Annotated in this window: 25 protein-coding genes and 2 pseudogenes; 14 read left to right on the forward strand and 13 right to left on the reverse strand. The window is 48.7% G+C overall.

Features of this window, described 5'->3' with window-relative positions:
• Nucleotides 1–188: 188 nt before the first annotated feature.
• The 4 genes from DW896_RS16540 to DW896_RS21595 are packed head-to-tail and all read left to right on the forward strand — an operon-like array spanning nt 189 to nt 3,226.
• Nucleotides 189–953, forward strand: a complete 765-nt coding sequence (locus DW896_RS16540) for a type IV toxin-antitoxin system AbiEi family antitoxin (RefSeq protein WP_032571833.1) — start codon at nt 189–191, stop codon at nt 951–953.
• Nucleotides 946–1,857: a nucleotidyl transferase AbiEii/AbiGii toxin family protein gene (locus tag DW896_RS16545; protein WP_007569286.1), complete on the forward strand. Its 912-nt coding sequence runs from the start codon at nt 946–948 to the stop codon at nt 1,855–1,857. The genes DW896_RS16540 and DW896_RS16545 overlap by 8 nt, the downstream gene beginning before the upstream one ends.
• Complete coding sequence (locus DW896_RS16550) at nt 1,755–2,366, forward strand: GNAT family N-acetyltransferase (protein WP_225719309.1); 612 nt, start codon at nt 1,755–1,757, stop codon at nt 2,364–2,366. Before DW896_RS16545 ends, DW896_RS16550 begins: the two co-directional genes overlap by 103 nt.
• Nucleotides 2,363–3,226, forward strand: coding sequence for an AraC family transcriptional regulator (locus tag DW896_RS21595; RefSeq protein ID WP_080783878.1), 864 nt, complete (start codon nt 2,363–2,365; stop codon nt 3,224–3,226). Before DW896_RS16550 ends, DW896_RS21595 begins: the two co-directional genes overlap by 4 nt.
• A gap of 14 nt (nt 3,227–3,240) precedes the next feature.
• Here the strand turns inward: DW896_RS21595 and speD are convergent.
• A pseudogene (speD, locus tag DW896_RS21760) lies at nt 3,241–4,752 on the reverse strand (adenosylmethionine decarboxylase); the annotation flags it as partial.
• A 106-nt stretch (nt 4,753–4,858) separates the two neighbouring features.
• On the opposite strand from speD, the pseudogene DW896_RS16565 reads away from it, so the two are divergent.
• Both DW896_RS16565 and DW896_RS16575 read left to right on the forward strand, forming a co-directional pair.
• Nucleotides 4,859–5,152: pseudogene (locus DW896_RS16565) on the forward strand (type IV secretory system conjugative DNA transfer family protein); the annotation flags it as partial.
• A 405-nt stretch (nt 5,153–5,557) separates the two neighbouring features.
• Nucleotides 5,558–6,451, forward strand: a complete 894-nt coding sequence (locus DW896_RS16575) for a DMT family transporter (protein ID WP_007569300.1) — start codon at nt 5,558–5,560, stop codon at nt 6,449–6,451.
• Nucleotides 6,452–6,453: 2 nt separating this feature from the next.
• Here the strand turns inward: DW896_RS16575 and DW896_RS16580 are convergent, their stop codons facing one another.
• Nucleotides 6,454–7,353 carry an AraC family transcriptional regulator gene (locus DW896_RS16580; protein WP_007569301.1) on the reverse strand — a complete coding sequence of 300 codons (900 nt, stop codon included), beginning with the start codon at nt 7,351–7,353 and terminating at the stop codon, nt 6,454–6,456.
• A gap of 265 nt (nt 7,354–7,618) precedes the next feature.
• Here DW896_RS16580 and DW896_RS16585 point away from each other — a divergent pair, with 265 nt between their 5' ends.
• Genes DW896_RS16585 through tatC form a run of 5 tightly spaced genes read left to right on the forward strand, consistent with a single transcriptional unit; the run spans nt 7,619 to nt 10,957 of the window.
• The gene (locus DW896_RS16585; RefSeq protein ID WP_007569302.1) at nt 7,619–8,806 is read left to right on the forward strand and encodes an aldo/keto reductase; all 1,188 of its coding nucleotides are present in this window, start codon (nt 7,619–7,621) and stop codon (nt 8,804–8,806) included.
• A 9-nt stretch (nt 8,807–8,815) separates the two neighbouring features.
• Nucleotides 8,816–9,844: an alpha/beta fold hydrolase gene (locus DW896_RS16590; RefSeq protein WP_007569304.1), complete on the forward strand. Its 1,029-nt coding sequence runs from the start codon at nt 8,816–8,818 to the stop codon at nt 9,842–9,844.
• On the forward strand, nt 9,841–9,924 hold the full coding sequence (locus DW896_RS21900) for a twin-arginine translocation signal domain-containing protein (RefSeq protein WP_080783879.1): 84 nt from the start codon (nt 9,841–9,843) through the stop codon (nt 9,922–9,924). Before DW896_RS16590 ends, DW896_RS21900 begins: the two co-directional genes overlap by 4 nt.
• Nucleotides 9,925–9,954: 30 nt before the next feature.
• On the forward strand, nt 9,955–10,152 hold the full coding sequence (tatA, locus tag DW896_RS16600; protein ID WP_007569305.1) for a twin-arginine translocase TatA/TatE family subunit: 198 nt from the start codon (nt 9,955–9,957) through the stop codon (nt 10,150–10,152).
• A gap of 1 nt (nt 10,153) precedes the next feature.
• Entirely contained in the window at nt 10,154–10,957 is an 804-nt protein-coding gene (gene tatC / locus DW896_RS16605; RefSeq protein WP_044301911.1) for a twin-arginine translocase subunit TatC, read from the forward strand.
• Nucleotides 10,958–11,159: 202 nt separating this feature from the next.
• Here the strand turns inward: tatC and DW896_RS16610 are convergent, their stop codons facing one another.
• The 4 genes from DW896_RS16610 to DW896_RS16625 are packed head-to-tail and all read right to left on the reverse strand — an operon-like array spanning nt 11,160 to nt 12,334.
• Nucleotides 11,160–11,537: a hypothetical protein gene (locus tag DW896_RS16610; RefSeq protein ID WP_007569310.1), complete on the reverse strand. Its 378-nt coding sequence runs from the start codon at nt 11,535–11,537 to the stop codon at nt 11,160–11,162.
• 32 nt (nt 11,538–11,569) lie between these two features.
• Nucleotides 11,570–11,842, reverse strand: coding sequence for a hypothetical protein (locus tag DW896_RS16615; protein WP_007569311.1), 273 nt, complete (start codon nt 11,840–11,842; stop codon nt 11,570–11,572).
• Between the two features lie 10 nt (nt 11,843–11,852).
• Nucleotides 11,853–12,125, reverse strand: a complete 273-nt coding sequence (locus tag DW896_RS16620) for a hypothetical protein (protein WP_171059051.1) — start codon at nt 12,123–12,125, stop codon at nt 11,853–11,855.
• Between the two features lie 11 nt (nt 12,126–12,136).
• Nucleotides 12,137–12,334, reverse strand: coding sequence for a hypothetical protein (locus DW896_RS16625; protein WP_007569317.1), 198 nt, complete (start codon nt 12,332–12,334; stop codon nt 12,137–12,139).
• A 369-nt stretch (nt 12,335–12,703) separates the two neighbouring features.
• Between DW896_RS16625 and DW896_RS16630 the strand changes: the two genes are divergently transcribed.
• Entirely contained in the window at nt 12,704–13,018 is a 315-nt protein-coding gene (locus tag DW896_RS16630; RefSeq protein ID WP_007569322.1) for a helix-turn-helix domain-containing protein, read from the forward strand.
• Nucleotides 13,015–14,295: a type II toxin-antitoxin system HipA family toxin gene (locus tag DW896_RS16635; RefSeq protein WP_044301912.1), complete on the forward strand. Its 1,281-nt coding sequence runs from the start codon at nt 13,015–13,017 to the stop codon at nt 14,293–14,295. The genes DW896_RS16630 and DW896_RS16635 overlap by 4 nt, the downstream gene beginning before the upstream one ends.
• A 69-nt stretch (nt 14,296–14,364) precedes the next feature.
• Here the strand turns inward: DW896_RS16635 and DW896_RS16640 are convergent, their stop codons facing one another.
• Entirely contained in the window at nt 14,365–14,841 is a 477-nt protein-coding gene (locus DW896_RS16640) for a hypothetical protein (protein WP_007569325.1), read from the reverse strand.
• Between the two features lie 137 nt (nt 14,842–14,978).
• Between DW896_RS16640 and DW896_RS21375 the strand changes: the two genes are divergently transcribed.
• The gene (locus DW896_RS21375; RefSeq protein ID WP_154396197.1) at nt 14,979–15,176 is read left to right on the forward strand and encodes a hypothetical protein; all 198 of its coding nucleotides are present in this window, start codon (nt 14,979–14,981) and stop codon (nt 15,174–15,176) included.
• Nucleotides 15,177–15,300: 124 nt separating this feature from the next.
• Here DW896_RS21375 and DW896_RS16650 read toward each other — a convergent pair whose 3' ends face one another.
• The 6 genes from DW896_RS16650 to DW896_RS16675 form a co-directional block, all read right to left on the reverse strand.
• Complete coding sequence (locus tag DW896_RS16650; RefSeq protein WP_007569328.1) at nt 15,301–15,816, reverse strand: DUF4313 domain-containing protein; 516 nt, start codon at nt 15,814–15,816, stop codon at nt 15,301–15,303.
• Between the two features lie 413 nt (nt 15,817–16,229).
• Complete coding sequence (locus DW896_RS21520) at nt 16,230–16,397, reverse strand: hypothetical protein (protein ID WP_007569330.1); 168 nt, start codon at nt 16,395–16,397, stop codon at nt 16,230–16,232.
• Between the two features lie 60 nt (nt 16,398–16,457).
• Nucleotides 16,458–18,212 (reverse strand): ParB/RepB/Spo0J family partition protein, encoded by a 1,755-nt coding sequence (locus tag DW896_RS16655; protein ID WP_044301913.1) that lies wholly within the window; start codon nt 18,210–18,212, stop codon nt 16,458–16,460.
• 53 nt (nt 18,213–18,265) lie between these two features.
• The gene (locus DW896_RS16660) at nt 18,266–18,517 is read right to left on the reverse strand and encodes a hypothetical protein (RefSeq protein ID WP_007569334.1); all 252 of its coding nucleotides are present in this window, start codon (nt 18,515–18,517) and stop codon (nt 18,266–18,268) included.
• A 465-nt stretch (nt 18,518–18,982) separates the two neighbouring features.
• Nucleotides 18,983–19,237: a plasmid partition protein ParG gene (locus tag DW896_RS16670; RefSeq protein WP_007569339.1), complete on the reverse strand. Its 255-nt coding sequence runs from the start codon at nt 19,235–19,237 to the stop codon at nt 18,983–18,985.
• A 7-nt stretch (nt 19,238–19,244) separates the two neighbouring features.
• Nucleotides 19,245–20,000 (reverse strand): ParA family protein, encoded by a 756-nt coding sequence (locus DW896_RS16675; protein ID WP_007569340.1) that lies wholly within the window; start codon nt 19,998–20,000, stop codon nt 19,245–19,247.
• Nucleotides 20,001–20,212: the final 212 nt, after the last annotated feature.

The raw sequence follows: 20,212 nt of genomic DNA on the forward strand, positions 1-20,212 counted from the left end.
TGCAATGATTCCGCGATTATTGCAGGCGTTTTGGCGTTTCCGGTATCTTGGAAAATCCTGTGGAGTTGGTTTTGGTATTCAATACTACACAAAAAGTATATTATACCGAAACAAAATCAACTTTCAAGACCTTTGGAACGGAAAATAATGCTACCTTTGCAGTTGAAAAAGAAAACAAATCATATACTGTGGATATAGAACAAAAAAGCAAAATAAACCAACTGCTGCTTTCCGCCACTCCCAAAGGATTGTTATTCTCCGAATGGCTGAAAAGGAACGGTTATTCCGACCAGTTGATAAAAAGATACCGGGAATCCGGCTGGCTTGAGATGCTGTCAAAGGGAGTCATGTACCGAACGGGAGACAGCCTGTCGGCATACGCCGCATTGTCCTGCTACAACAGGCAATTGGGCAAGACGTTCCGTGTCGCAGCTCATTCTGCATTGGAACTGTTCGGCTTCAACCACTATGTGCCTATGGGGAAACCGTTGCTGATGGTGGCACACGGCAAACAGCGTGTTCCGGAATGGATACGCCACGATGTTTTCGACAGGGTGATAAAACCGTTTTCCACCGATACCTTTTCAGAACCGCAGACCGCAACGATTGTGAAATACGAAGTGGATCTGCTGGTTTCTACACCTGAACAGGCATTCTTGGAATGTCTGTTGCTTGCACCGCAACAATATTCCTATATGGACTTGTTCTATATGATGGAACAACTGACAACGCTGCGTCCCGAAATGCTACAGCAACTGCTCGAAACGACCAAGAACCTTAAAGTAAAGCGTATGTTCCTTTATATGGCAGAAAAAGCGGGACACTATTGGTTCGAGGCACTTGATACATCCAAAATAGGACTGGGAACCTCCAAATTGCAACTGTCAAAAAACGGGATTTATATCTCCAAATACAAAATAACCGTACCTAAAGAACTGAACGAATATGAATGACATCTATAAAAAACAGGTGGCATTGTTGATACGCATTATGCCGTCCGTGTACCGCATCAAAGATTTTGCTGTGCATGGAGGTACGGCTATCAACCTGTTTCATAAAAACATGCCTCGCTATTCAGTCGATATAGACCTCACCTATATTCCCGTAAAGGAAAGGGCCGAGAGTCTGGACGCAATCAACAACCATCTGCGAACTTTGAAAAGCTACATAGAAAAATCCATACCGGGCATAAAAGTGATCCACAAGCATGATGTCTGGAAATTACAATGTACTTTGGACGGTGCGACCGTCAAAATCGAAGTGAACGGGACAAAGCGGGGTATCATCGGAGAGACAGAGGACAGGAAACTGTGCGAACGGGCTGAAACGGAGTTCAATATGACCTGTAAAGCACGTACAGTTTCTTATTCGCAGCTTTACGGGGGCAAAATTGCAGCGGCATTAAGCCGCCAACACCCACGGGACCTGTTCGATTGCAAGTATATGGAAATGGCGTCGTTTCATGATGTCAAGAACGGCTTCATGCTTTGCCTGTTGGGGAGCGACAAGCCTGTCATCGAATCTTTGCAGCCGAACGCCATCGACCAGACGGAAGCACTGGAAAAGCAGTTTGAGGGAATGTCCGATACTCCATTCACTTATTCGGATTATGAAGAGGCAAGGCATAACCTCATTCAGCAGGTAAACGACAGCCTGACCGAAACAGACCGGGAATTTCTTCTGTCATTTGAAAACGGCGAACCCGATTGGGAAAAATGCTGTGCCGGAGATTTAAGCCGCTATCCGTCCGTAAAATGGAAATTACAGAACATTGCCAAGCTGAAAAAGAGCAATCCTCAAAAGCACAAGGCGGGATTGGAAAAGCTACAGACCTTCTTATTTCCGAAGAAGGGATAAGTTTTTATGGGCATCATGCCGGACAGATTGGTGTTAACGGAAAAACAATATTTGGAATCATGTACAATATGCGAGAAATAAAAGAGGAAGACTTTGAAGCGGTGGCAAAATTTGAAATTGAAATTTCTGAAATCTCATTCGGAGAAAAGGCTATTACTGACCTCGAGTTCCACTGCAAGAAATTAGCCAAAGCAAAAGACCGACGCGGAATGATCGTGATAGAAGACACGGAATCCGGTAAAATTGTGGGCTGGGTATGGATGGAGAAAAAGCAGAACAGCCTGACCGGAGAGGTTTATGCCAACTTCAAGTCCATTTATGCGGATGAGTGCATTCGAGGAATGCAAATTGTAGACGACCTGTTTGAAAAAAGCATAGAATATGCGAGAGAGTGCAAGGCGGCTTATATTGTCGGCAAGGTTCATGCCGGGAACGTACCGATGCGCTCTTTGTATAAAAAGCATTGCTTCGAGCCAACCCATGTAACGATGGAAAGGAAATTGTTATGATAACGTCCGGCATACAAAGTTTTGCTCTCTCGCATGGCGAACAATACAAACACGGAAGAACAAGCCTGCGTGACTTGTCAGGTAAACTGCCTTTCGTGGCAAACGGGTGTACCATGCTGTTATGCGTTGAAGGCCGGGCTGTCGTAACCACCAATACACGAAAACGGACATTCCGCAAAGGTGATTTGCTTGTGTTGTTTTCGGACACCTTATTTGCACCGCTGTGTGTTTCTCCTTCATTCACGGCAGAATATATATCCTTGTCATTGGAACTGACAGGGGAGATTTTCTACAAAATGACTTCCCCCGCATTTTGGGACGGACTGTATGAATATCCGGTCTGCCGACTTTCGGAAGCACAATACTCATTGGCAGACGGAGTGTTCAAGCAGATGATATGGGCGATGGAGAACGGTGATGAAGAAAGCCGGAAAAACATCCTGCAAAATTGCATTTACAATGTTTTTCTGGCTTTAGATATTGTGTTCAAGCCGATGTTTCCCGACTTGGGCAAGTGTTATCAAAAGGATCAGTCAAGGGTGCTGTTCGGCAAGTTCATGTCACTGCTGGCTAAGAATTTCCATGTAAAAAGAGATGTACGATATTATGCGGACAGGCTTTGCATCACGACCGATTACCTTTATAAGATAACCTGCAAAATAGAACAGCGGACTCCGAAGGAAATCATTGACCTGTTTGTCGTAACGGAACTCAAACGCTATTTGGACAACACAGAACAGTCCGTCAAAGACCTGGCCCGTCTGTTCCATTTCGAAGACGCGTCGTACCTTTGCCGCTTTTTCCGCCGCACGGCAGGCTGTTCCGTTTCCGAATACCGCAACAGGCTTGGCCGCTCATAGGCTCCCCGCATCAAATCGCTGTATTCCACTTTCGCACATCCGAGCCGCTCCTGCAAATAGTCGAAAGCAGTCCACGGACGGACATTGGTGCCGCATGTGAACAAATCGACAGCGGCATAACCACACTCCGGCCACGTGTGTATGGTCAAGTGGGATTCTTGGATGACCACCACACCGCTCACACCCACTGGGGCGTATTTGTGAAAGTTTTCCTGTACTATGGTCGCTCCGGCACTTACTGCCGCTTCGTGCATGAATGTGCGAATCTGTTCCACATCGTCCAGTTTTTCCGGGTCGCAGTTGTAGAAGTCTGCAAGGATGTGATGCCCTAAGGGAAGGTATTGCTTTTTATCCGTATTCCCGTTTTTGTGCAGTCTGTCGAAAACCGTAGCTCCGCATACATTGCAGCCTTGTTTTTTCAACTCCCTGATGGTCTGATATTCCGCCTCTTTCCCCACGGCATAGACTTTGCCGCATTGCCGGCAGCGGTAACGGTTTTGCCGGAGATTGCGGTCTGCGGTGTAGATGTCATCGCGCCCTCGTTTTTCGAGAGGAAACAAGGCGCGTGTACGTTCTGTCGTTTCCAGGACAAAGAGCTGTCCTTTGTTGCCCAAAAGAGATGCGCCCATGTATTCATTGAACCGGGTGAACATCTCTTTGATGGCCAGTCCGTGCAGTTGGAAACATTTTTGCAGAAAGTAAACCTCCGTTGCCGACTTGTTCCCGAACGAGAAAAAGATTCTCAATCCGGACTCTTCTTTCAGTACGCTAATGGCACGTGACAGGAACAAGGAAGCTCCCTCTTGCGTATAAGGCGGATCGGTGAACAGGCAGTCGAAACGCCCGCACAAATGCGGAGGCAGAGGCATCCTCAAATCCACCCGTTCACAACTTATCGGCAGGGCGAACCGTCCGGCCAGCCGCTCCAGACACTCGATATAACGACCGTCCATCTCAAGTACATGGATGTGTGTCGGGCAGATGCTTGGACCGGGATAAAGTTCTTTCAGCAGAAACCCGATGGCAAGGCTGACAAAATCATCATCGCCCATGCATACGATTTGTCTGCCTGTCAATGTGCCGTTTGCCAAGCAGAGCAAAGCCCTGCGGAATGCTGTCTGTACGGTACATTGGGCTTGGTCCAGTGCTACATCCGCTACGGGGCGTTCGTCGAATGCCGCACGGTATTTTTTACTCAGCGCGTCAGCGTATGCGTCCCTTGCCTGTTCGCTTTCCGCCAGTCGGCGATACAGGCAGAGGTCAATCCCCTTGAATCCAAGAGCTTGTTCCACATACTCCTTTCCGTTATGAGTAAGCCCTACGCCTCCGCTGCATTGTTCCAATATGCCCAGCCTGATACCTTCGTTCTTTATGGCGGTCACGATAGGTACCGGCAAGAGTAATTTTTGAGAGAGGGCTTTGTTGGAAAGTGGCGCAAAACAATACAGCTCCTGAAAATAAAGTTCAATAATCCGTCGGCTATCCTTAATTGATACTGTCTTAAATATTTTGTCGATATAATCCATTTATTACATATCGTTGATTTACAGGCTGCAAAAATAGAACAACATCATTAAGTAATAGAGAGCAAAATCCTGCTGATATGGGTACTTTTCAATACAAAGGCAGATAGGTTGGATATATGGCCAGACGGCTCAGGACTTCATCCAAACAAAAACCGGTATAGGCGGCTCAATGAACGTACAGGAAGCGGAGGAGTTTAAGACCTCGAAGTTCTTCTGCAAAACGGATTTCGACATGAAGGAAATCAAGAAGGGGGAAGCGGCGTATGTACCGTTACTGAAGTTCCACACGTTCAAGTCGAGGGAGGAACAGGAACGCATTCTTTATCGGAATTTCGTGAATGTGGGAATGGAGGTAAAAGAAATGATAAAGGACGTGCTGAACAAACGGGAAACTAAATAGAAAGCCAGATTCCGATATGAGGGAACTAAAAAACGCCTGCAATGATTCCGTGATTATTGCGGACGTTTCGGCGTTTCCTATCTATTGTGAAAATCTTATAGTTCAAAATCAGCTTCTTGCGGCCCTACATAAAAGAAGGGAAATCAGGTGTTTTTTATATAACGGGTACATTTACCAGTCCCCCTTTTTTTGTATAATACCTGCATCTTCCGTTTTGGAGATAAACTCCCGAACCTGTTTTTCGGACAGTATATCTGCGAATATTTCCTTGAGGACAGCCCGGTTGATACAACCATTTTTACGGAAACAACAATAAAATCCTTTCAGTCTTTTACCGCAGTTTCGACGGGAGTTTATGAAAATAAAGTCGTATCTTTGCACTCTCTATCAAACAGATAAATCCATGTGAACAAAGGGTTGAACGGACATATCGCCATGCTTTCGACACAAATTATTTGTGGTTTGAATGTACCTGTCGGTAAATCGCTCCTGGCAGAGTGGATGACACCGATTGGGCTTGCCTCCTCTCGTGTTTTATTCGCCACGCTGATATTTTGGACGATCGGGCTTGTTTTCAGGAGAGAAAAGGTCAATGCCAAAGACTTGATGGTGATTGCTTTGGGCGGTATTTCCGGTGTTGCTTGTACTTATCTTTCCTTTGCGTGGGGACTTAATTATACGACACCAGTTCACTTCGCACTTATTGTCGCCTTAAATCCAATCGTAGTTATGCTCTTTTCCGTATTGTTTTTAAAAGAAGCTATCAACCGGCGGAAGTTGACAGGTGTTCTGTTGGGAATTGCAGGAGCATGGGTCTTGATTTCACAAATGGATATTGCCGCATCCGTTGAAAATCATATACTTGGCATTGTTTTCGCCATCGTCAATACAGTTATGCTCGGATTTTATCTGATTATCATCCGAAGAGTGGCGATAAAATACTCTCCTGTCACACTTCAAAAATGGATGTTCCTATTTGCAGCATTGTCCATGCTGCCGTTCAGTATAAATGAATTGTACGTGCAACCGCTTTATCAGTCCGCGTTCTGTTGGCAACCATTACTCCAGCTTGTATTCGTATTGTTGCTGGCAACTGTTCTCAACAATCTGCTATATCCCGTCGCTCTCAAGGGGATACAGCCCACCACTGCCAGCATTTACATCAACCTACAGCCTATTATAGCTTCTGTCGTTGCCATTTTAATCGGGCAGGACATTTTTAGCTGGGATGAACCGGTTTCGGCCATACTTGTCATATCCGGTGTTTTACTGGTCAGTCATTCACAAAATAAAAAATAAAGCTAATTTGCGGTTCTGTATTCATTGGGCGTACACCCGGCCATTTTCTTGAACCAACGGCTGAAGTGTTGCGGATATGGAAATCCAAGTTCATAGGATATTTCACTTATGGACTTCGCCGTATTGAATACCCGCTCTTTAGCGACATCGAGCATTTTCTGCTGGATGTGTTTCAGGGCAGGCATTCCCGTTTCTTTTTTCATCAGGTCACTGAAATAATTCGGGGAAAGACAAAGTTTGTATGCACAATATTGCACAGTCGGCATCCCTCCATGCCTTGCAGGGGCATCAGAGGCGAAATACTCATCCAGAAGGTCCTCGAAACGCGCTAACAGGTCGTGATTGGCATTGTCGCGGGTGATGAACTGACGGTCGTAGAAGCGGATGCAATAATCAAGCAGCAGCTTGATGTTATCCACGATGAGCGAACGGCTGTGCTTGTCGATAGGATACTGCAGCTCAATGCGAATTTTTTCCATACATTCTATAACCGTCCGTCTTTCTTGTTTGGAAAGGTGCAGGGCTTCGTTGGCATTGTAAGAAAAATATGAATAATCTTTCATTATATGCGCCAATGGTGTACCTCGCAGAAATTCGGGATGAAATGCAACAACCCATCCTTCGGGCTGGTGCAGCTGCCCGTCATCTTCAGATCCCATTACCTGACCGGGGGCGAGGAAAAGCATCGTCCCCTGCTGATAATCGTATATACTTTTTCCATATTTAAGATTTCCACAGTTCGCATCTTTCAATAGAATAGCATAGATGTTATACAGTTTTTTCCCGAACCGGAGAGGCTTCCCTTTACTGCCTTCAATAACGCTGACCAACGGGTGCAGGGTCTCCACGCCAAAATAGTCGTTGTACTGCTGGACTGTATCAACCTTCATTATTTCACTCATAATTTCCTCTTTTTTAAGTCATTGCAAATATAGCTATTTTTCTGTGATAGCTTTTCATTCTGCTTTTAATTAAAAGCAAAGATACGGATTCCCGATGGTACGGCATATACCGAAATCATCGTTTTGGATACCAATTTTACTGGTATACCGGCATCGTTCTTACCGGCCCGTTGAAATTGGTAATTCTATCCGTGAAATTGATACACAGGCTCTTAATTCCCCTATCTAATTTTGCAATCAGAAAGATAATCAAACAGATAACGACATGAAAAAAGAACAGATTCAAGAGAACGGCATCAGTCGTCGCGGGTTCCTGAAACGAACCGCATTGGCAGGCGCGGCCATCTGCATCGCGCCGGCATTGGAGAAAGTAACGGCCGCGGAAAAAGCCATTACAGGTAAATCGTCAGTATCGGCAGCAACCATTCCAGCAGGAATGGCAGCAGTCCGCGCACAGCGTACCTTGAGCAGCGGCAAGGCAGCCTTTACCATTTCGGCGATGGGCTTCGGCTGCATGGGGCTGAACCATCACCGCAGCCAGTCTCCCGATGAAAAGACCTGCATCCGGTTGATTCACGAAGCGATAGAACGGGGTGTAACCTTATTCGATACGGCTGAAAGCTATGGCTACCACAAGAATGAAAAACTGGTAGGCGAAGCCCTGAAAGGCTATACCGACCGCGTGTTCGTCTCTTCCAAATTCGGGCACAAGTTCGTGAACGGCGTGCAGGTGAAGACCGAAGAGGACAGCACCCCGACAAACATCCGGCGCGTATGCGAGAACTCCCTGCGCAATCTCGGCGTGGAGACGCTCGGCATATTCTACCAGCATCGCGTCGACCCTGCGACGCCCATCGAGGTCGTAGCCGAAACATGCGGCGAGCTTATCCGGGAGGGAAAGATACTGCACTGGGGCATGTGCGAGGTCAATGCTGAAACCATCCGCCGGGCGCACAAGGTATGTCCGGTTACGGCCATACAGAGCGAGTATCACTTCATGCACCGCGCGGTGGAAGAAAACGGCGTGCTGGCGCTTTGCGAGGAACTGGGTATCGGTTTCGTGCCGTACAGCCCGCTGAACCGTGGTTTCCTCGGCGGCATGATAAACGAGTACACCCGGTTCGACACCGCCAACGACAACCGCCAGACGCTTCCGCGTTTCCAGCCCGAAGCCATCCGTGCCAACACGCGTATCGTGGAGGTACTGAACGCTTTCGGACGGACGAGAGGCATTACCACGGCGCAGGTGGCATTGGCATGGCTGCTGAACAGGAGGCCTTTTATCGTTCCTATTCCCGGCACGACCAAGCTCTCGCACCTCGAAGAGAACCTGCGGGCCTGCGACATAGTGTTCACGTCGGAAGAAGTGACCGAGCTGGAAAAGGCCGTGGCCGCAATTCCGGTCGTGGGAAGCCGCTATGACGCTTTGCAGGAATCGAAAATCCAGAAATAGGAAGGGCGTATGAGAAAGGTTGTCTTTTATATGATGGCCGCCGCCTTGCTGTCGGGTTGCAACGCACGCAACGGGAATATCATGCAAATCGAGGAACAGGGCAGTTTCGCCGTGGGCGGCACGGTGCTCACCGATTCACTGGGGCGCACCTATCACGGCGACCACGCCTACGTGTTCTATCAGAAACCCGTCGATGCCCGGAAATACCCGCTTGTCTTCGCCCACGGCGTGGGGCAGTTTTCCAAGACATGGGAAACTACGCCGGACGGCCGCGAGGGGTTCCAGAATATTTTCCTGCGCCGCGGTTTCCAGACTTATCTCGTCGACCAGCCCCGCCGGGGAAACGCGGGGCGGAGCACGACACCCGCGACCGTTACCCCCGTCTTCGACGAGGAGACGTGGTTCAACCGTTTCCGCGTGGGCATCTGGCCCGATTATTTCGAGGGCGTGCAGTTCAGCCGCGACAAGGAGGCTCTGAACCAGTATTTCCGTCAGATGACGCCAACTCTCGGCCCTCCCGATCTGGATGTCTACGCCAAGGCGTATGCCGCACTGTTCGACAGGATAGGTCCGGCTGTCTTCGTCACCCATTCGCAGGGCGGAGGTGTCGGATGGCTTACACTGCCGCAGACAAGGAACATCCGTGCCATCGTCGCCTACGAGCCGGGAACAAACGTGCCTTTTCCCGAAGGGCAGATGCCGGAGGAAGGGAAAGTACTAACCCTGTCGAAGAAGACCGAAGGCGTGGAAGTGCCGATGGAAGAATTTCTGCAGTTCACGAAAATCCCTATCATCATCTACTATGGCGACAATCTGCCGGAAACCGACGAACGGCCGGAACTGTACGAATGGACACGACGCCTGCATCTGATGCGCAAATGGGCTGCCTTGCTCAACGAACACGGCGGCGATGTCACGGTCATTCATCTGCCGGAGATAGGTTTGAAGGGCAACACCCATTTTCCCTTCTCCGATTTGAACAACGTGGAGGTGGCCGATCACCTGTCGAGATGGTTACATGAGAAAGGACTGGATTGAGAAGGCGGAGTCATGGACGAAGGAACTTTCTGAAAATGGCGGGAATAGCCGGCGGAACGATGACTGAAAACGACTATTGAGTTAATCGAACAACCTTTAACAATTTTCATATGATACCATTATTTATCGGAGGCATCGGTATGCAGGAAGTGCTGCTGATTGCATTAGTCGTCCTGCTGTTCTTCGGAGGACGCAAAATTCCCGAACTGATGAAAGGCATCGGCAAAGGTGTCCGTTCATTCAAGGAAGGTATGAACGGCATGGAGAAAGAAATCAGTCCCGAAAATACCGACAAGAAAGAGGAGTGACATGGCAAAGGAAGACAAAACGGACGGCTTGAACTTTTGGGAGCACTTGGACGTGCTGCGGACGGCGATTGTTAAAATCGTCGCCGTGGCCGTCGTGTTCGGTATCGCCGCCTTTTGTTTTAAGGAAAAACTTTTTGCCGTTATCCTTGCCCCGAAAAACGACGGCTTCATCACGTACCGTCTTTTCAACCGGATTGCAGCATGGGCCGGCGGCGAGACCGGGAGTTTTGCCGTGCAGCTCATCAACACGGGACTGGCCGGGCAGTTCGTCATCCACATGAAGACGGCATTATGCGCGGGTGTCCTGTGCGCGTCGCCCTATATCCTTTACCAGTTGTTCCGGTTCGTGTCGCCTGCCCTGTATGCCTGCGAGCGGAAATATGCCGTGCGGATAGTCGGAGGCGGCTATGCAATGTTCCTGATGGGTGTGGCGGTCAGCTACTTTCTTATTTTCCCGCTGACATTCCGTTTCCTTGGAACCTATCAGGTCAGCGGTGAAGTGGAGAACATGATCGTCTTGCAATCCTACATTTCGACCCTCGTGCTGATGTGCCTGACAATGGGTATCGTGTTCGAGATTCCGATTTTATCATGGCTGTTTGCCAAATTGGGGTTTCTCACCGCCGATTTCATGCGACGTTACCGGAAGCACGCTATAGTGATTATCCTTATCGTTGCGGCTGTCATCACGCCGACTTCGGACGTGTTCACGTTGTCATTGGTCACATTGCCGATGTGGGTTTTATATGAAGCGAGCATTCTGGTCGTAAATAGAGCTGCAAGTAAAAAGGCAGTAGACAGATAAAGAAACGACATCTTGAAGTGAAAAACAATCTGCCGGCCAAAAGATAAAACAAACCTTTTTACAATAAGAGGTAAGGTACTGTAACACGTAGGTAATCCGTTTTATAAACGGCAGGTTTTTATTCGTTTCTGCATTATACATAGAAAAGCCGTACCCTGCTCGTTTTCCGAAAGGCACGGCTTTCATCCCCTAAAAAGAGGAATCAGACAGTGACAACAGTTACATATAAATTCTGTCGCTCCTGTTCGCAGAATTTATCGTACTCGGCTTTGTCCGTGCCGCTCTCGATAGCCCGGTCGATAACGTCTCCCAACTCGTCGAAACAAACCTCTTCGTTCACACATTCCACCTCCATTCCTTTCACAAGATAGACCTCGTAATAATCCGATCCGTTGAGTGCGACGATGACGTACCCTGCGTGCAGCCGTCCGTTCACCTTAATGCGGAGTGCCGGCAAATCCCTGTATAGGGTGGCGGCAAACTCTTTGATACCCCACGACATGAGGACGGTCATGGGGGTTAACGCTACTAACTGTTCCTTAATGGTCTGTGCGACCTGCATTACATATTCTTTTTCCATAATTCTAAGTTTATAAATTATTATTCCATGATTTACTCGAACCAATCGGGGTTATCCTTTTTGAGTTCGGCTATCAACTCGTTTTCGGGAAGCTGAAGCGTTCTCTCGTCGGTAAAGAAGAAAATCTCGTCATAAATCCTTTCGGCTTCTTTACTGGCAAAACCTTCGTTCTCGTCATTGAAACTGCCGGGCTGCAAGGCATCGAGCAGGATTGTCGAACCGATAAGCAATTCTTCGCCATCGACAGATTCCACGATGCGGGAGTAATAAGACCTGCCGTTGAATTGAATCTTAGTTGTTTTCATATCGTCGTTTTTATATTAATGGTACATTTTTTCCGTGTTCATTGAGGTATTCCATGATATGCTTCGCTTCCTCGTGCGATGCCCGGTTCCGGTCATCGTAACGGCGTGTTTCGTCCGCCATGACCTTGATACACGCCTTAATCAGGCGGTACAGGCTTTGCTGAAGCGTCGGGTGCATGTCCGGGATTGCCGCCGCGAACCGTTCGGGGTTGAAACTGAAACTGTTTACCGCCATTTCCCAGTCTTTGGCGAGGCGGTATTCTTTGCTTTCTTTAATGTCCATATTCTTGAATTTTAATAGTTCTCGTTGCATATTCTGTCAAGTTCCTCAATTATGGGTGTCACCTTTTTGCCTGTAAGACTTTCTATGTCATACAGCAAGTGCTCCAAGCGTTCATACGCCTTTTCTCCCGCTTTTGTAAATTCTCCGGTACTGTCGAATGCGCTACCTTCGCAGCCCAGTTCTTGCAATAATTCTTCTAATGTCTTCATTTGTTAAATTTTAATAATTGTTTTTCTTTCCCTCTGTTCGGCTTCCTTGTTGCCGGAGCCGCTTCGGGTTTTATGGTGCTTTCCGGGGCTGGCGAAAAAGCCCTTTCCGACGTTTTTTCTTGCCAATTACGCTTCGCAGAAGGAAGAATTTGCAAGAAATGCACTTCAAAACGACGGAATCAGGCGCGACAGCCCATATTTGCACCGATAAAAACCGGTGCGGTGACGGACGGGAAAGCCAGACGGGAGAGAATACGGAGACCTGAAAGCGGTAGAAAAGGACGGCTGGAAGCTAAAAAAGAGAATTTATATATCTATATATGGATAATTGTTGTTATATTTGCATATAAATAGTGATATATTGACATTATGGAAACAACGAACTATACCACAAACAGCGATATGCTGACGCTTTTGGCGAAGCGGGTCAAGGAGTACCGTCTGGCCGCCCGCATGAGCCAGAAGGAGCTGGCCGAACAGTCGGGTGTAAGCCAGACGACTATCAGCCATTTCGAGCAGGGGGTCAGCCGTAACCTGACCTTGGCCAATTTCATCTCCCTGCTGCGTGCGCTCGGTCAGGCAGAGCGGCTCGCGGAGATTCTGCCGGAACTTCCCATGCCGCCGATGGCGCTTCGGGAAATCGAGAAACTGATACCTAAACGAGTTAGGAGGGGCAAGAAATGATAGAAAGTCTCGATGTAATCCTATGGGATAAAAAGGTCGGCACGCTTGTCGCCAATCGGGAAGGACACCGCAGCAAAGCCTGTTTCTACTTCGACAGCGATTATGTCCGCGACGGCTACGACATCGCCCCGCTCCGTGCGCCGGTAAAAGGGGTTGCCGCACAGCGCGGCCTGCCGGTCTATCCCGATGAAGAGCGGCTTTTCGGCGGCCTGCCCTCGTTCATAGCCGATTCGCTGCCCGACCATTGGGGAAACACCGTGTTCAACGAATGGGCCAAAGTGCATCATATCCGTATGAGGGACTTGTCCGCCCTCGACCGTCTCGCCTATATCGGACGGCGCGGCATGGGGGCATTGGAGTTCGTCCCGCCCACTGCCGAGGAACTGGAGACACCGTTCAAGGTGGAGATCGCTGACCTCTACCAACTGGCCCGGCAGGCTTTCGAGGAAGCCGGACGGTTCAACGTCCCGGTATCGGGCAACCTGATGGTCGAAAGCCTGTTCAAGGTAGGAACGTCCGCAGGAGGACGACGGCCCAAAGCGGTGGTCAACGTCAATTTCGGGGAAGGACAATGTTACTCCGGACAGGTGGCGACCCCTTATCCGGGCTACACGCCGATGATCGTCAAGTTCGACGAACACCAGAAGATGCCGACGACACGGATAGAATACAGTTATTACCTGATGGCCGTAGACGCCGGGCTTCAGATGATGCCGAGCCGCCTGTTGGAAGGTGAGCAGACAGCGCACTTCCTGACCGAGCGTTTCGACCGCCGGAACGGCAAGAAGGTGCATATCCAGACATTGGCTGCCATGAACCCCTCGGCAGATTCTTACGAAGCACTATTCGAGGCGGCCTGCCGTATCGGCGTGCCGCCGGGGGAACTCCGGCAACTGTTTCGCTTGATGGTGCTGAACGTGCTGGGCGGGAACGTCGATGACCATAACAAGAATTTCAGCTTCCTGATGGGCGATGACGGGCGTTGGCACGTTGCTCCGGCCTACGACTACACGTTCTCGGTCGATCCGGACGCACCGTATTACGTCAACCGCCACAGCATGACTATCAACAACCGGACAGAGGGTATTACTGCGGCAGACCTGCTGGAAGTAGCCCGCCGGTACGGTATAAAGGCCGCAGAGCCGTTCATAGAAAAGACCATAGGCATCGTTTCGCGTTACCCGGAATACGGCCGGGAGGCCGGTGTCGGAGAGGAATGGATAGGAACGATAGAAAAGGAAATCGCTGCACGAGTGGAGTGCGTGCGAGCCGATTAAAATAGAGCATGGGATTTCATGCAGGGGAAATGAACCCACCCGTTTTTGTGGCGGGTGGGTTTGTCGTTGTCATTCCGCCCCTTTCTTGCTTAGGAGGGTCAACTGGTCGGGACGGTCGGGAAACCAATAGGCGTCGCTGTCAAGATATACGCATCTGTCACCATTCCAAGGCTTCCTGAAAGCTAATACCTCTTGAGGGCCGAATACTACTCCATAATCGTTTGTAAATGCTACCATGTCGCCTACGGCCAAATCGTCCTCCGTTTCCATGACTTCGGAAAGGCGATTATAAAACTCCATGCCTTCGGCTTCACGTTCCGCTTTCCAGCGCAAAAAATCCTCTTTATGACTTCTGCCCGTGTTTATCGGCGATAATTCCGAAGGCAAAACCTCCGCTTCCGAAGTACCGGACGAAATCAGAATAATGCTGTCGTCTTCCATGTTTTCCGGTGCAGAAATCACTCGGTAAGCCCCATCGGACAAACCGTTGTCCGGGTCATGCCAATAAAGCAGATTCCCTGTCTTGATAAAATCGTATTTTCCCATTGTCTTGTGAATTATTGATTATTTATTTCCCTTTTTTCGATCCTTTTCCTTTGGAACCGCTTCGGGGTTTTACTGATGCAGTACACGGTCGTCGGCACAGCTTCATACGACGGCTCTTCTTGCCAATTACGCTTCGCTTGGGAAGGAAGAATTTGCAAGAAGTGCACTTCAAGCCGGAGAATCAAGCGCGACGACCGACTTTCGCATCGGATAAAACCCGTGCGGTGAGGGACGGGAAAGCCGGACGGGAGAAACAGGCGGCTCGTGCCGCTACAAAAGGGAAAGAATGCAATTATAAGAGGAAACGGGCGGTGGCGGGGTATCCGGGAGGCTGACTATAAAAGGACGAAGGCGGGCGATAAAGACAAAGGAGATAGCGCACTGACTGTGTTATCAGTACGCCATCTTGTACATTCAATCTTCGGAACCCGACACTTTCATTTTTGGGAACAATCCTTTTCAAAAGCATTCTTCTCCGAATGGCTCGATGTTCGCTTTTTGGAAAATTTGCGGGTTATGCTGATAAAGAAGCGGCAGGTTCAACATAGCCATAGGGTATTCCACGAAGCCGCTCCTGCGTTTGTAGCCGGAATCGGTCGCCAATCTGTTTTCTACCAAAAAGTCCAACGCATCCGGGTAATTGTTCACGTCGATAAAGGTACGGTCCGGCAAACCGAGCGCATCCATTTCCTCCAAATTGACGGAAAGTACGATATATTCGTCTTCATCTTCCACCATTACCAAGATAAGAGCCAACCAGCCATTGCGATAAAACCGTGGTACGAGGTAATACCGTTCGCCTCTGAACTCGTATTCTTTCTGTCTGAAAGAGCTGTCCGGCTCTACGATTTCAAATTCATCTTCACCTGCGGTAAAAGCAATCATAGGGTTGCTGGCATCTACATACGCTTCACCTGCTTTGTAGCACAAATACTCTCTGTTTTCGGAACGCACGATAGCAAATTGAATTTCCATAAAATCTTAACATTAATCAGTTGAACAATCTGTTTATTTTTTCCCTCCTTTCGGAAGCCTTCAGGCTTCTCCTGTCGGGATTTGATTTTTACGTGCATTAAAGATTGCCTTTCAGGGAGAAACAGGCAAGGAATTTGGGCAGAATTTTATAGTTGCGGTATTGAGCGTCCGCGAAATATGGACGATTGAAAATCGGGAAAGCTGCTGAAAAATTGTGTTCAAATAGCGTAGCGGTACTTGAATGTTCCTCCAAGGCAATACCTTTGCACCGGAAAAAGCATGTCCCGACGGGCAGAGCCGTTGGCGAAGGGATTTCCGTACAAAAGGAAAACGAAGGGATAAAAAGGGAGATCTGCCAACGGCAGTGCTAAAAAAGACAGCCGCTCCTGCGGCTCTCTCTCTGTAGCGTTGCGCTATTTCTTCCCGGTCTTGCTATCCGGTTCGTCTTGCCGTTTTTTCGGGGTGAACAGTCCATTGAAACAGACCGTCGTGGCAAAAGTACGTGCCTGCGTGGCATTGCACAATCCCGCTCCGGGCATTGTCGCACCGTTGTAATGTTTGCAGTCCTTACATTTCATCATTACCTCTTTTGATTGGTTAGACAGTAGGACGGATTTCTCCGTCCTACTATTGAATTATGGTCAAGCTGCGACCTCTTCGGGTTGCGTATGTTCTTCGGGTTGTACCTCTGCCGTGGGTTGTGTATTTTCTGCCTCGGCGGCTTCTTCGGGCTTTGTCTGCCGTTCCTTTGCCAACAAGGCGGCTTTGCGTTCCTCGATACGTTTATGGCGTTTCTCATACACCTCATTATATCCACTTTCAATTTCGGCGAGCGTGTCGGGCATGTGCTTACGGGCAAAATCGAGCAAGAGGGTCGCAGCAGCGTTATTGCCGTATGCGCCTTTGAAGTTGTCTATCAAGAAATCCCTGCGGATAACGGCTTTCTGCTTGGCCGTGAGGTTGGCGATGATGTTCATTTTTTCTTCGTCCTCAAGGTGTTGGTAGGCTTTTTTCTCCCCGATACCGAATACCCCGAAGTGTTCCCTGCGGAGAGACGACAGCAGGAAGAAATATATCATCTTTTCCTCGTCCTGCGTGAATTTGCTTTCAGACGTATCAACGTCCAAAATCTGTTTCTTAGCGTCTGCAACGGTTTTCTCGACGGCTATTTCCTTGTTACGTTTGTCCTGCTGTTCCAATTTTTCCACCGGGGAAAGTTGTTTTTCGGTAGCCATGTCCGCATTGGCGGCAGCACTTGCCATGTAACACAGCGTAATTTCTTTCTGCCCGATGCAGATATAAAACGTGAGTTCGCCCGTATCGATTCGTTCATGAATTGACTTGCATTTTTCCATATAGTTGCTGAAATCCTGCTCGTACTCCTTGTATGCCGCCTCGTATTCCTCGGTAGTGTCGTATTCTTCCTTTTCGGGTGCTACCGGCGTTTCGGGGTATGCCGTGGCATAGGTATTGAGGTGCTCGACCTCGTACCCCATAGCGGTAAGGCGTTCCACCGCAAGCATGTTATTGTTGAAATCTTGGTAGCCCAATGATACGGAGGGGTATTGTTCCACAAACTGCAAGGCTTTCTCCACGAGATAGGAAGCGTTCATTTCGGCCAGACAACTCCGATTGGCGCAATTTCCGCAACCACCCTCGCAGAACAACATCATGTTGTTGGTATTGTGGGGGCATGAGGCGCATAGGGTCTTGTCGAATGCGTAACGGCTAAGGTCTGTCGTGAAATCCCGTTCGATAAACTTTGCCACATCGGCGGCTTTCAGTCCTCGCCAACAGTCGTACAACATGCTGTCGCTGTCTTTCAAGTGTTTATAGTACACCTCTTTCTGAATGTCCGTACCGTATCGGCAAATCTCACTCGCTACACTGATTGTGATTTCGTCCTTTTCCAGAAGTTCGGCGATTTCGGGTATCAATGATACGAATTTCAGACGGGTACGGATATAGTTCTCGTTTTTGCCGAACTGCACGGCCAATGACTGCACATCGTAGCGACCGCTTTCCATGAGCTTTTGGTAGGCGTTGGCTTCCTCTATGGGGGTAACGTCCTTGCGTTGCAGGTTCTCCGTCACGGCCATTTCGGCGGCGGTCTCGTCCGAAACATGCAAGATGACAGCCGGAATTTCGGTCAGTTCTGCCATAAGGGCGGCACGATACCTGCGCTCTCCGAAAATAATCTCGAAGCGGTCGGTGTCCACAATGGGGCGCACGCCGATAGGTTGCAATACTCCCTGCTGACGAATACTCTCGGCCAGTTCGGCAAGGCTCGCCTCGTCAAAGTGCTTGCGTGGGTTATAGTTGCTCGGTTGAATATTCATCAATGCAACTGATACGATGTTGTTCTCTACTACTGATTGAATGTTCGCTGTTTCCATAATTCATAAATTTTAATTTGTTATTACATTAGATTGTTTGATTACTATTGTCTTTATTGTGCGGTGTCATACTCGTATATTTCCGGATTGTCGTACCCGTCGAACACTATCCGAAACGTGTCAAAGTCCTTTCTGCCCGCCAGTCTGACGGTATCTCTTTTCCCGATGAAATAGGGTTCATTCATTGTCCGAAACGGTGCGCCGAGCGTTATCCTATCCACCAACGTACAAACTTTGCCGGGTTGTTCGGGCATGATATAACCCAGTGCGTACTCGTTGTAAACTACCAATTTGATTTTATCCATATCGCTGTCAATTTTACGTTGTTTTTTTCTTTCCCTCCTTTCGGTTCCTTTCTCTGCCTGAACCGCTTTGAGGTTTTACGGATGCGGTACACGGCTGTCGGTACAGCTTCATACGACGGCTTTTCCTGCCAATTACTCTTTCGCAGAAAGGAAGAATTTGCAGGAAATACACTTCAAGCCGCCGTATCAAGCGCGACAGCGGACCTTTGCATCTGATAAAACACAACGGTGACGGCAGAGAATGAAGCCGGGAAAGCGGTAAGGGAATCGGTAGAAAAGGGATATGCCCGTCAGGGTTAGAATAGGGATAAAACGGGCCATGTGCCTGTACTTGCGGGCAGGTAAAAAAGAGAAAGATGGTAAGACTATAAAGGAGGAATGCGCCCTATGGAAACAGCGGGCGGATAAAAAAGGACGCATGGCTGCCGTCTCCGGGGTGGGCAGACGCGGTAGCCATGCCTGTGTTTATTGTTCGTTCTTCTCCAGATACTCTTTCATTGCCTCGTTCACGATGTCTTTCAGCGACATGTTCTTCTTGATGGCGAGGAATTTCATACGGGTATGAATGCTTTTGTTGATGACGAAGTTGCAATGAACCGCCGTTTCTTTTTCCGTGGGGGCTGCTACCGGCTGTTTTCCGCCGGTAGTCTTTTTCGTAGGTGACAGCAACCCGTCCAGTCCGCCTTTCATGCTGTCTTTCAGTAAATCGCTCTTGCTCATATCGGGATTATTTTAATTTCAGTACCTCTTGCGCCAGTGCCATGTAGTCCTTGGCTCCGTTGCTGTTCCTGCTATACTCGAAGATGTTCTTGCCCTTTATGGGAGCTTCGGCCAAAGATACGTTATCCCGTATAACGGTCTTGAACACCTTTTCGCAGAATGAATCCTTGACGAGTTCGGCCACACTTTTGTTCAGTGTCTTGCGTTTGTCGAACTGGGTAATTACAATGCCACCAATAGCGAGTTTCGGATTCAGGCGTTCCTGGACGGTGGCAATCACATTCATGATCTTGGCCATGCCGCGCATGGCGAGGAATTGTGCCTGTACCGGGATAATCAGGTAGTCTGCGGCGGTAAGGGCGTTCAGCGTCAGCAACCCCAACGAGGGCGGACAGTCGATAAGGATATAATCGAATTTCCGGTTTTCGAGCAACTTGCCAATCAGGCCGTTCAATATCAGTTCCCGTCCCGGCTCGTTGATGAGTTCTGCCTCGGCAGCCGAGAGGTCGAGGCAGGACGGTACGACGGTTACACCTCCTGCCGTTTCAACTAATGGCAAGGGGTATTTGCCTTTCATCGCCCCGTACACCGTCTGTTCTTCCTCAATGGAGAGGCCGAAGGATTCCGTAAGGTTCGCCTGACCGTCCATGTCGATAGCCAGCACGCGCTTTTTCTTTTGCTGCAGGGCCGCAGCCAGATTGATGGTGGTGGTCGTCTTTCCGACCCCTCCCTTATGGTTCAAGACCGCAATTATTTTTGTCATCGTTTCACTCTTTTATTCCACTTGCAAAGTTAATACTATTTTTCGTAAATACTAAAATTAGTATATACTAATTCACTAAAAACTATTGTTTTAGCAGTGTAGTATTTTAGTATTTACTACTATACTAAAATAAAGTTTGACTAAGAGTAGTATATCCTACATTCGCAGACGAGTGGCTTACTAATCTACTACATATAGGATATACTACATTT

This window comes from Bacteroides sp. AM41-16, from assembly GCF_003603495.1.
GTDB lineage: Bacteria > Bacteroidota > Bacteroidia > Bacteroidales > Bacteroidaceae > Bacteroides > Bacteroides uniformis.

Excerpts from the sequence above, each read along its gene's own strand:
- DW896_RS16610 (WP_007569310.1), bottom strand. The coding sequence starts at position 11,537 with ATGGAAAAAGAATATGTAATGCAGGTCGCACAGACCATTAAGGAACAG.
- tatC (WP_044301911.1), top strand. The coding sequence starts at position 10,154 with ATGGCAAAGGAAGACAAAACGGACGGCTTGAACTTTTGGGAGCACTTG.
- DW896_RS16655 (WP_044301913.1), bottom strand. The coding sequence starts at position 18,212 with ATGGAAACAGCGAACATTCAATCAGTAGTAGAGAACAACATCGTATCA.
- DW896_RS16635 (WP_044301912.1), top strand. The coding sequence starts at position 13,015 with ATGATAGAAAGTCTCGATGTAATCCTATGGGATAAAAAGGTCGGCACG.
- DW896_RS16675 (WP_007569340.1), bottom strand. The coding sequence starts at position 20,000 with ATGACAAAAATAATTGCGGTCTTGAACCATAAGGGAGGGGTCGGAAAG.
- DW896_RS16620 (WP_171059051.1), bottom strand. The coding sequence starts at position 12,125 with ATGGACATTAAAGAAAGCAAAGAATACCGCCTCGCCAAAGACTGGGAA.
- DW896_RS16585 (WP_007569302.1), top strand. The coding sequence starts at position 7,619 with ATGAAAAAAGAACAGATTCAAGAGAACGGCATCAGTCGTCGCGGGTTC.
- DW896_RS21520 (WP_007569330.1), bottom strand. The coding sequence starts at position 16,397 with ATGATGAAATGTAAGGACTGCAAACATTACAACGGTGCGACAATGCCC.
- DW896_RS16630 (WP_007569322.1), top strand. The coding sequence starts at position 12,704 with ATGGAAACAACGAACTATACCACAAACAGCGATATGCTGACGCTTTTG.
- DW896_RS16625 (WP_007569317.1), bottom strand. The coding sequence starts at position 12,334 with ATGAAGACATTAGAAGAATTATTGCAAGAACTGGGCTGCGAAGGTAGC.
- DW896_RS16640 (WP_007569325.1), bottom strand. The coding sequence starts at position 14,841 with ATGGGAAAATACGATTTTATCAAGACAGGGAATCTGCTTTATTGGCAT.
- DW896_RS16580 (WP_007569301.1), bottom strand. The coding sequence starts at position 7,353 with ATGAGTGAAATAATGAAGGTTGATACAGTCCAGCAGTACAACGACTAT.
- DW896_RS16670 (WP_007569339.1), bottom strand. The coding sequence starts at position 19,237 with ATGAGCAAGAGCGATTTACTGAAAGACAGCATGAAAGGCGGACTGGAC.
- DW896_RS16545 (WP_007569286.1), top strand. The coding sequence starts at position 946 with ATGAATGACATCTATAAAAAACAGGTGGCATTGTTGATACGCATTATG.
- DW896_RS16615 (WP_007569311.1), bottom strand. The coding sequence starts at position 11,842 with ATGAAAACAACTAAGATTCAATTCAACGGCAGGTCTTATTACTCCCGC.
- DW896_RS16660 (WP_007569334.1), bottom strand. The coding sequence starts at position 18,517 with ATGGATAAAATCAAATTGGTAGTTTACAACGAGTACGCACTGGGTTAT.
- DW896_RS16550 (WP_225719309.1), top strand. The coding sequence starts at position 1,755 with ATGGAAATTACAGAACATTGCCAAGCTGAAAAAGAGCAATCCTCAAAA.
- DW896_RS21595 (WP_080783878.1), top strand. The coding sequence starts at position 2,363 with ATGATAACGTCCGGCATACAAAGTTTTGCTCTCTCGCATGGCGAACAA.
- DW896_RS16650 (WP_007569328.1), bottom strand. The coding sequence starts at position 15,816 with ATGGAAATTCAATTTGCTATCGTGCGTTCCGAAAACAGAGAGTATTTG.
- DW896_RS16590 (WP_007569304.1), top strand. The coding sequence starts at position 8,816 with ATGAGAAAGGTTGTCTTTTATATGATGGCCGCCGCCTTGCTGTCGGGT.
- tatA (WP_007569305.1), top strand. The coding sequence starts at position 9,955 with ATGATACCATTATTTATCGGAGGCATCGGTATGCAGGAAGTGCTGCTG.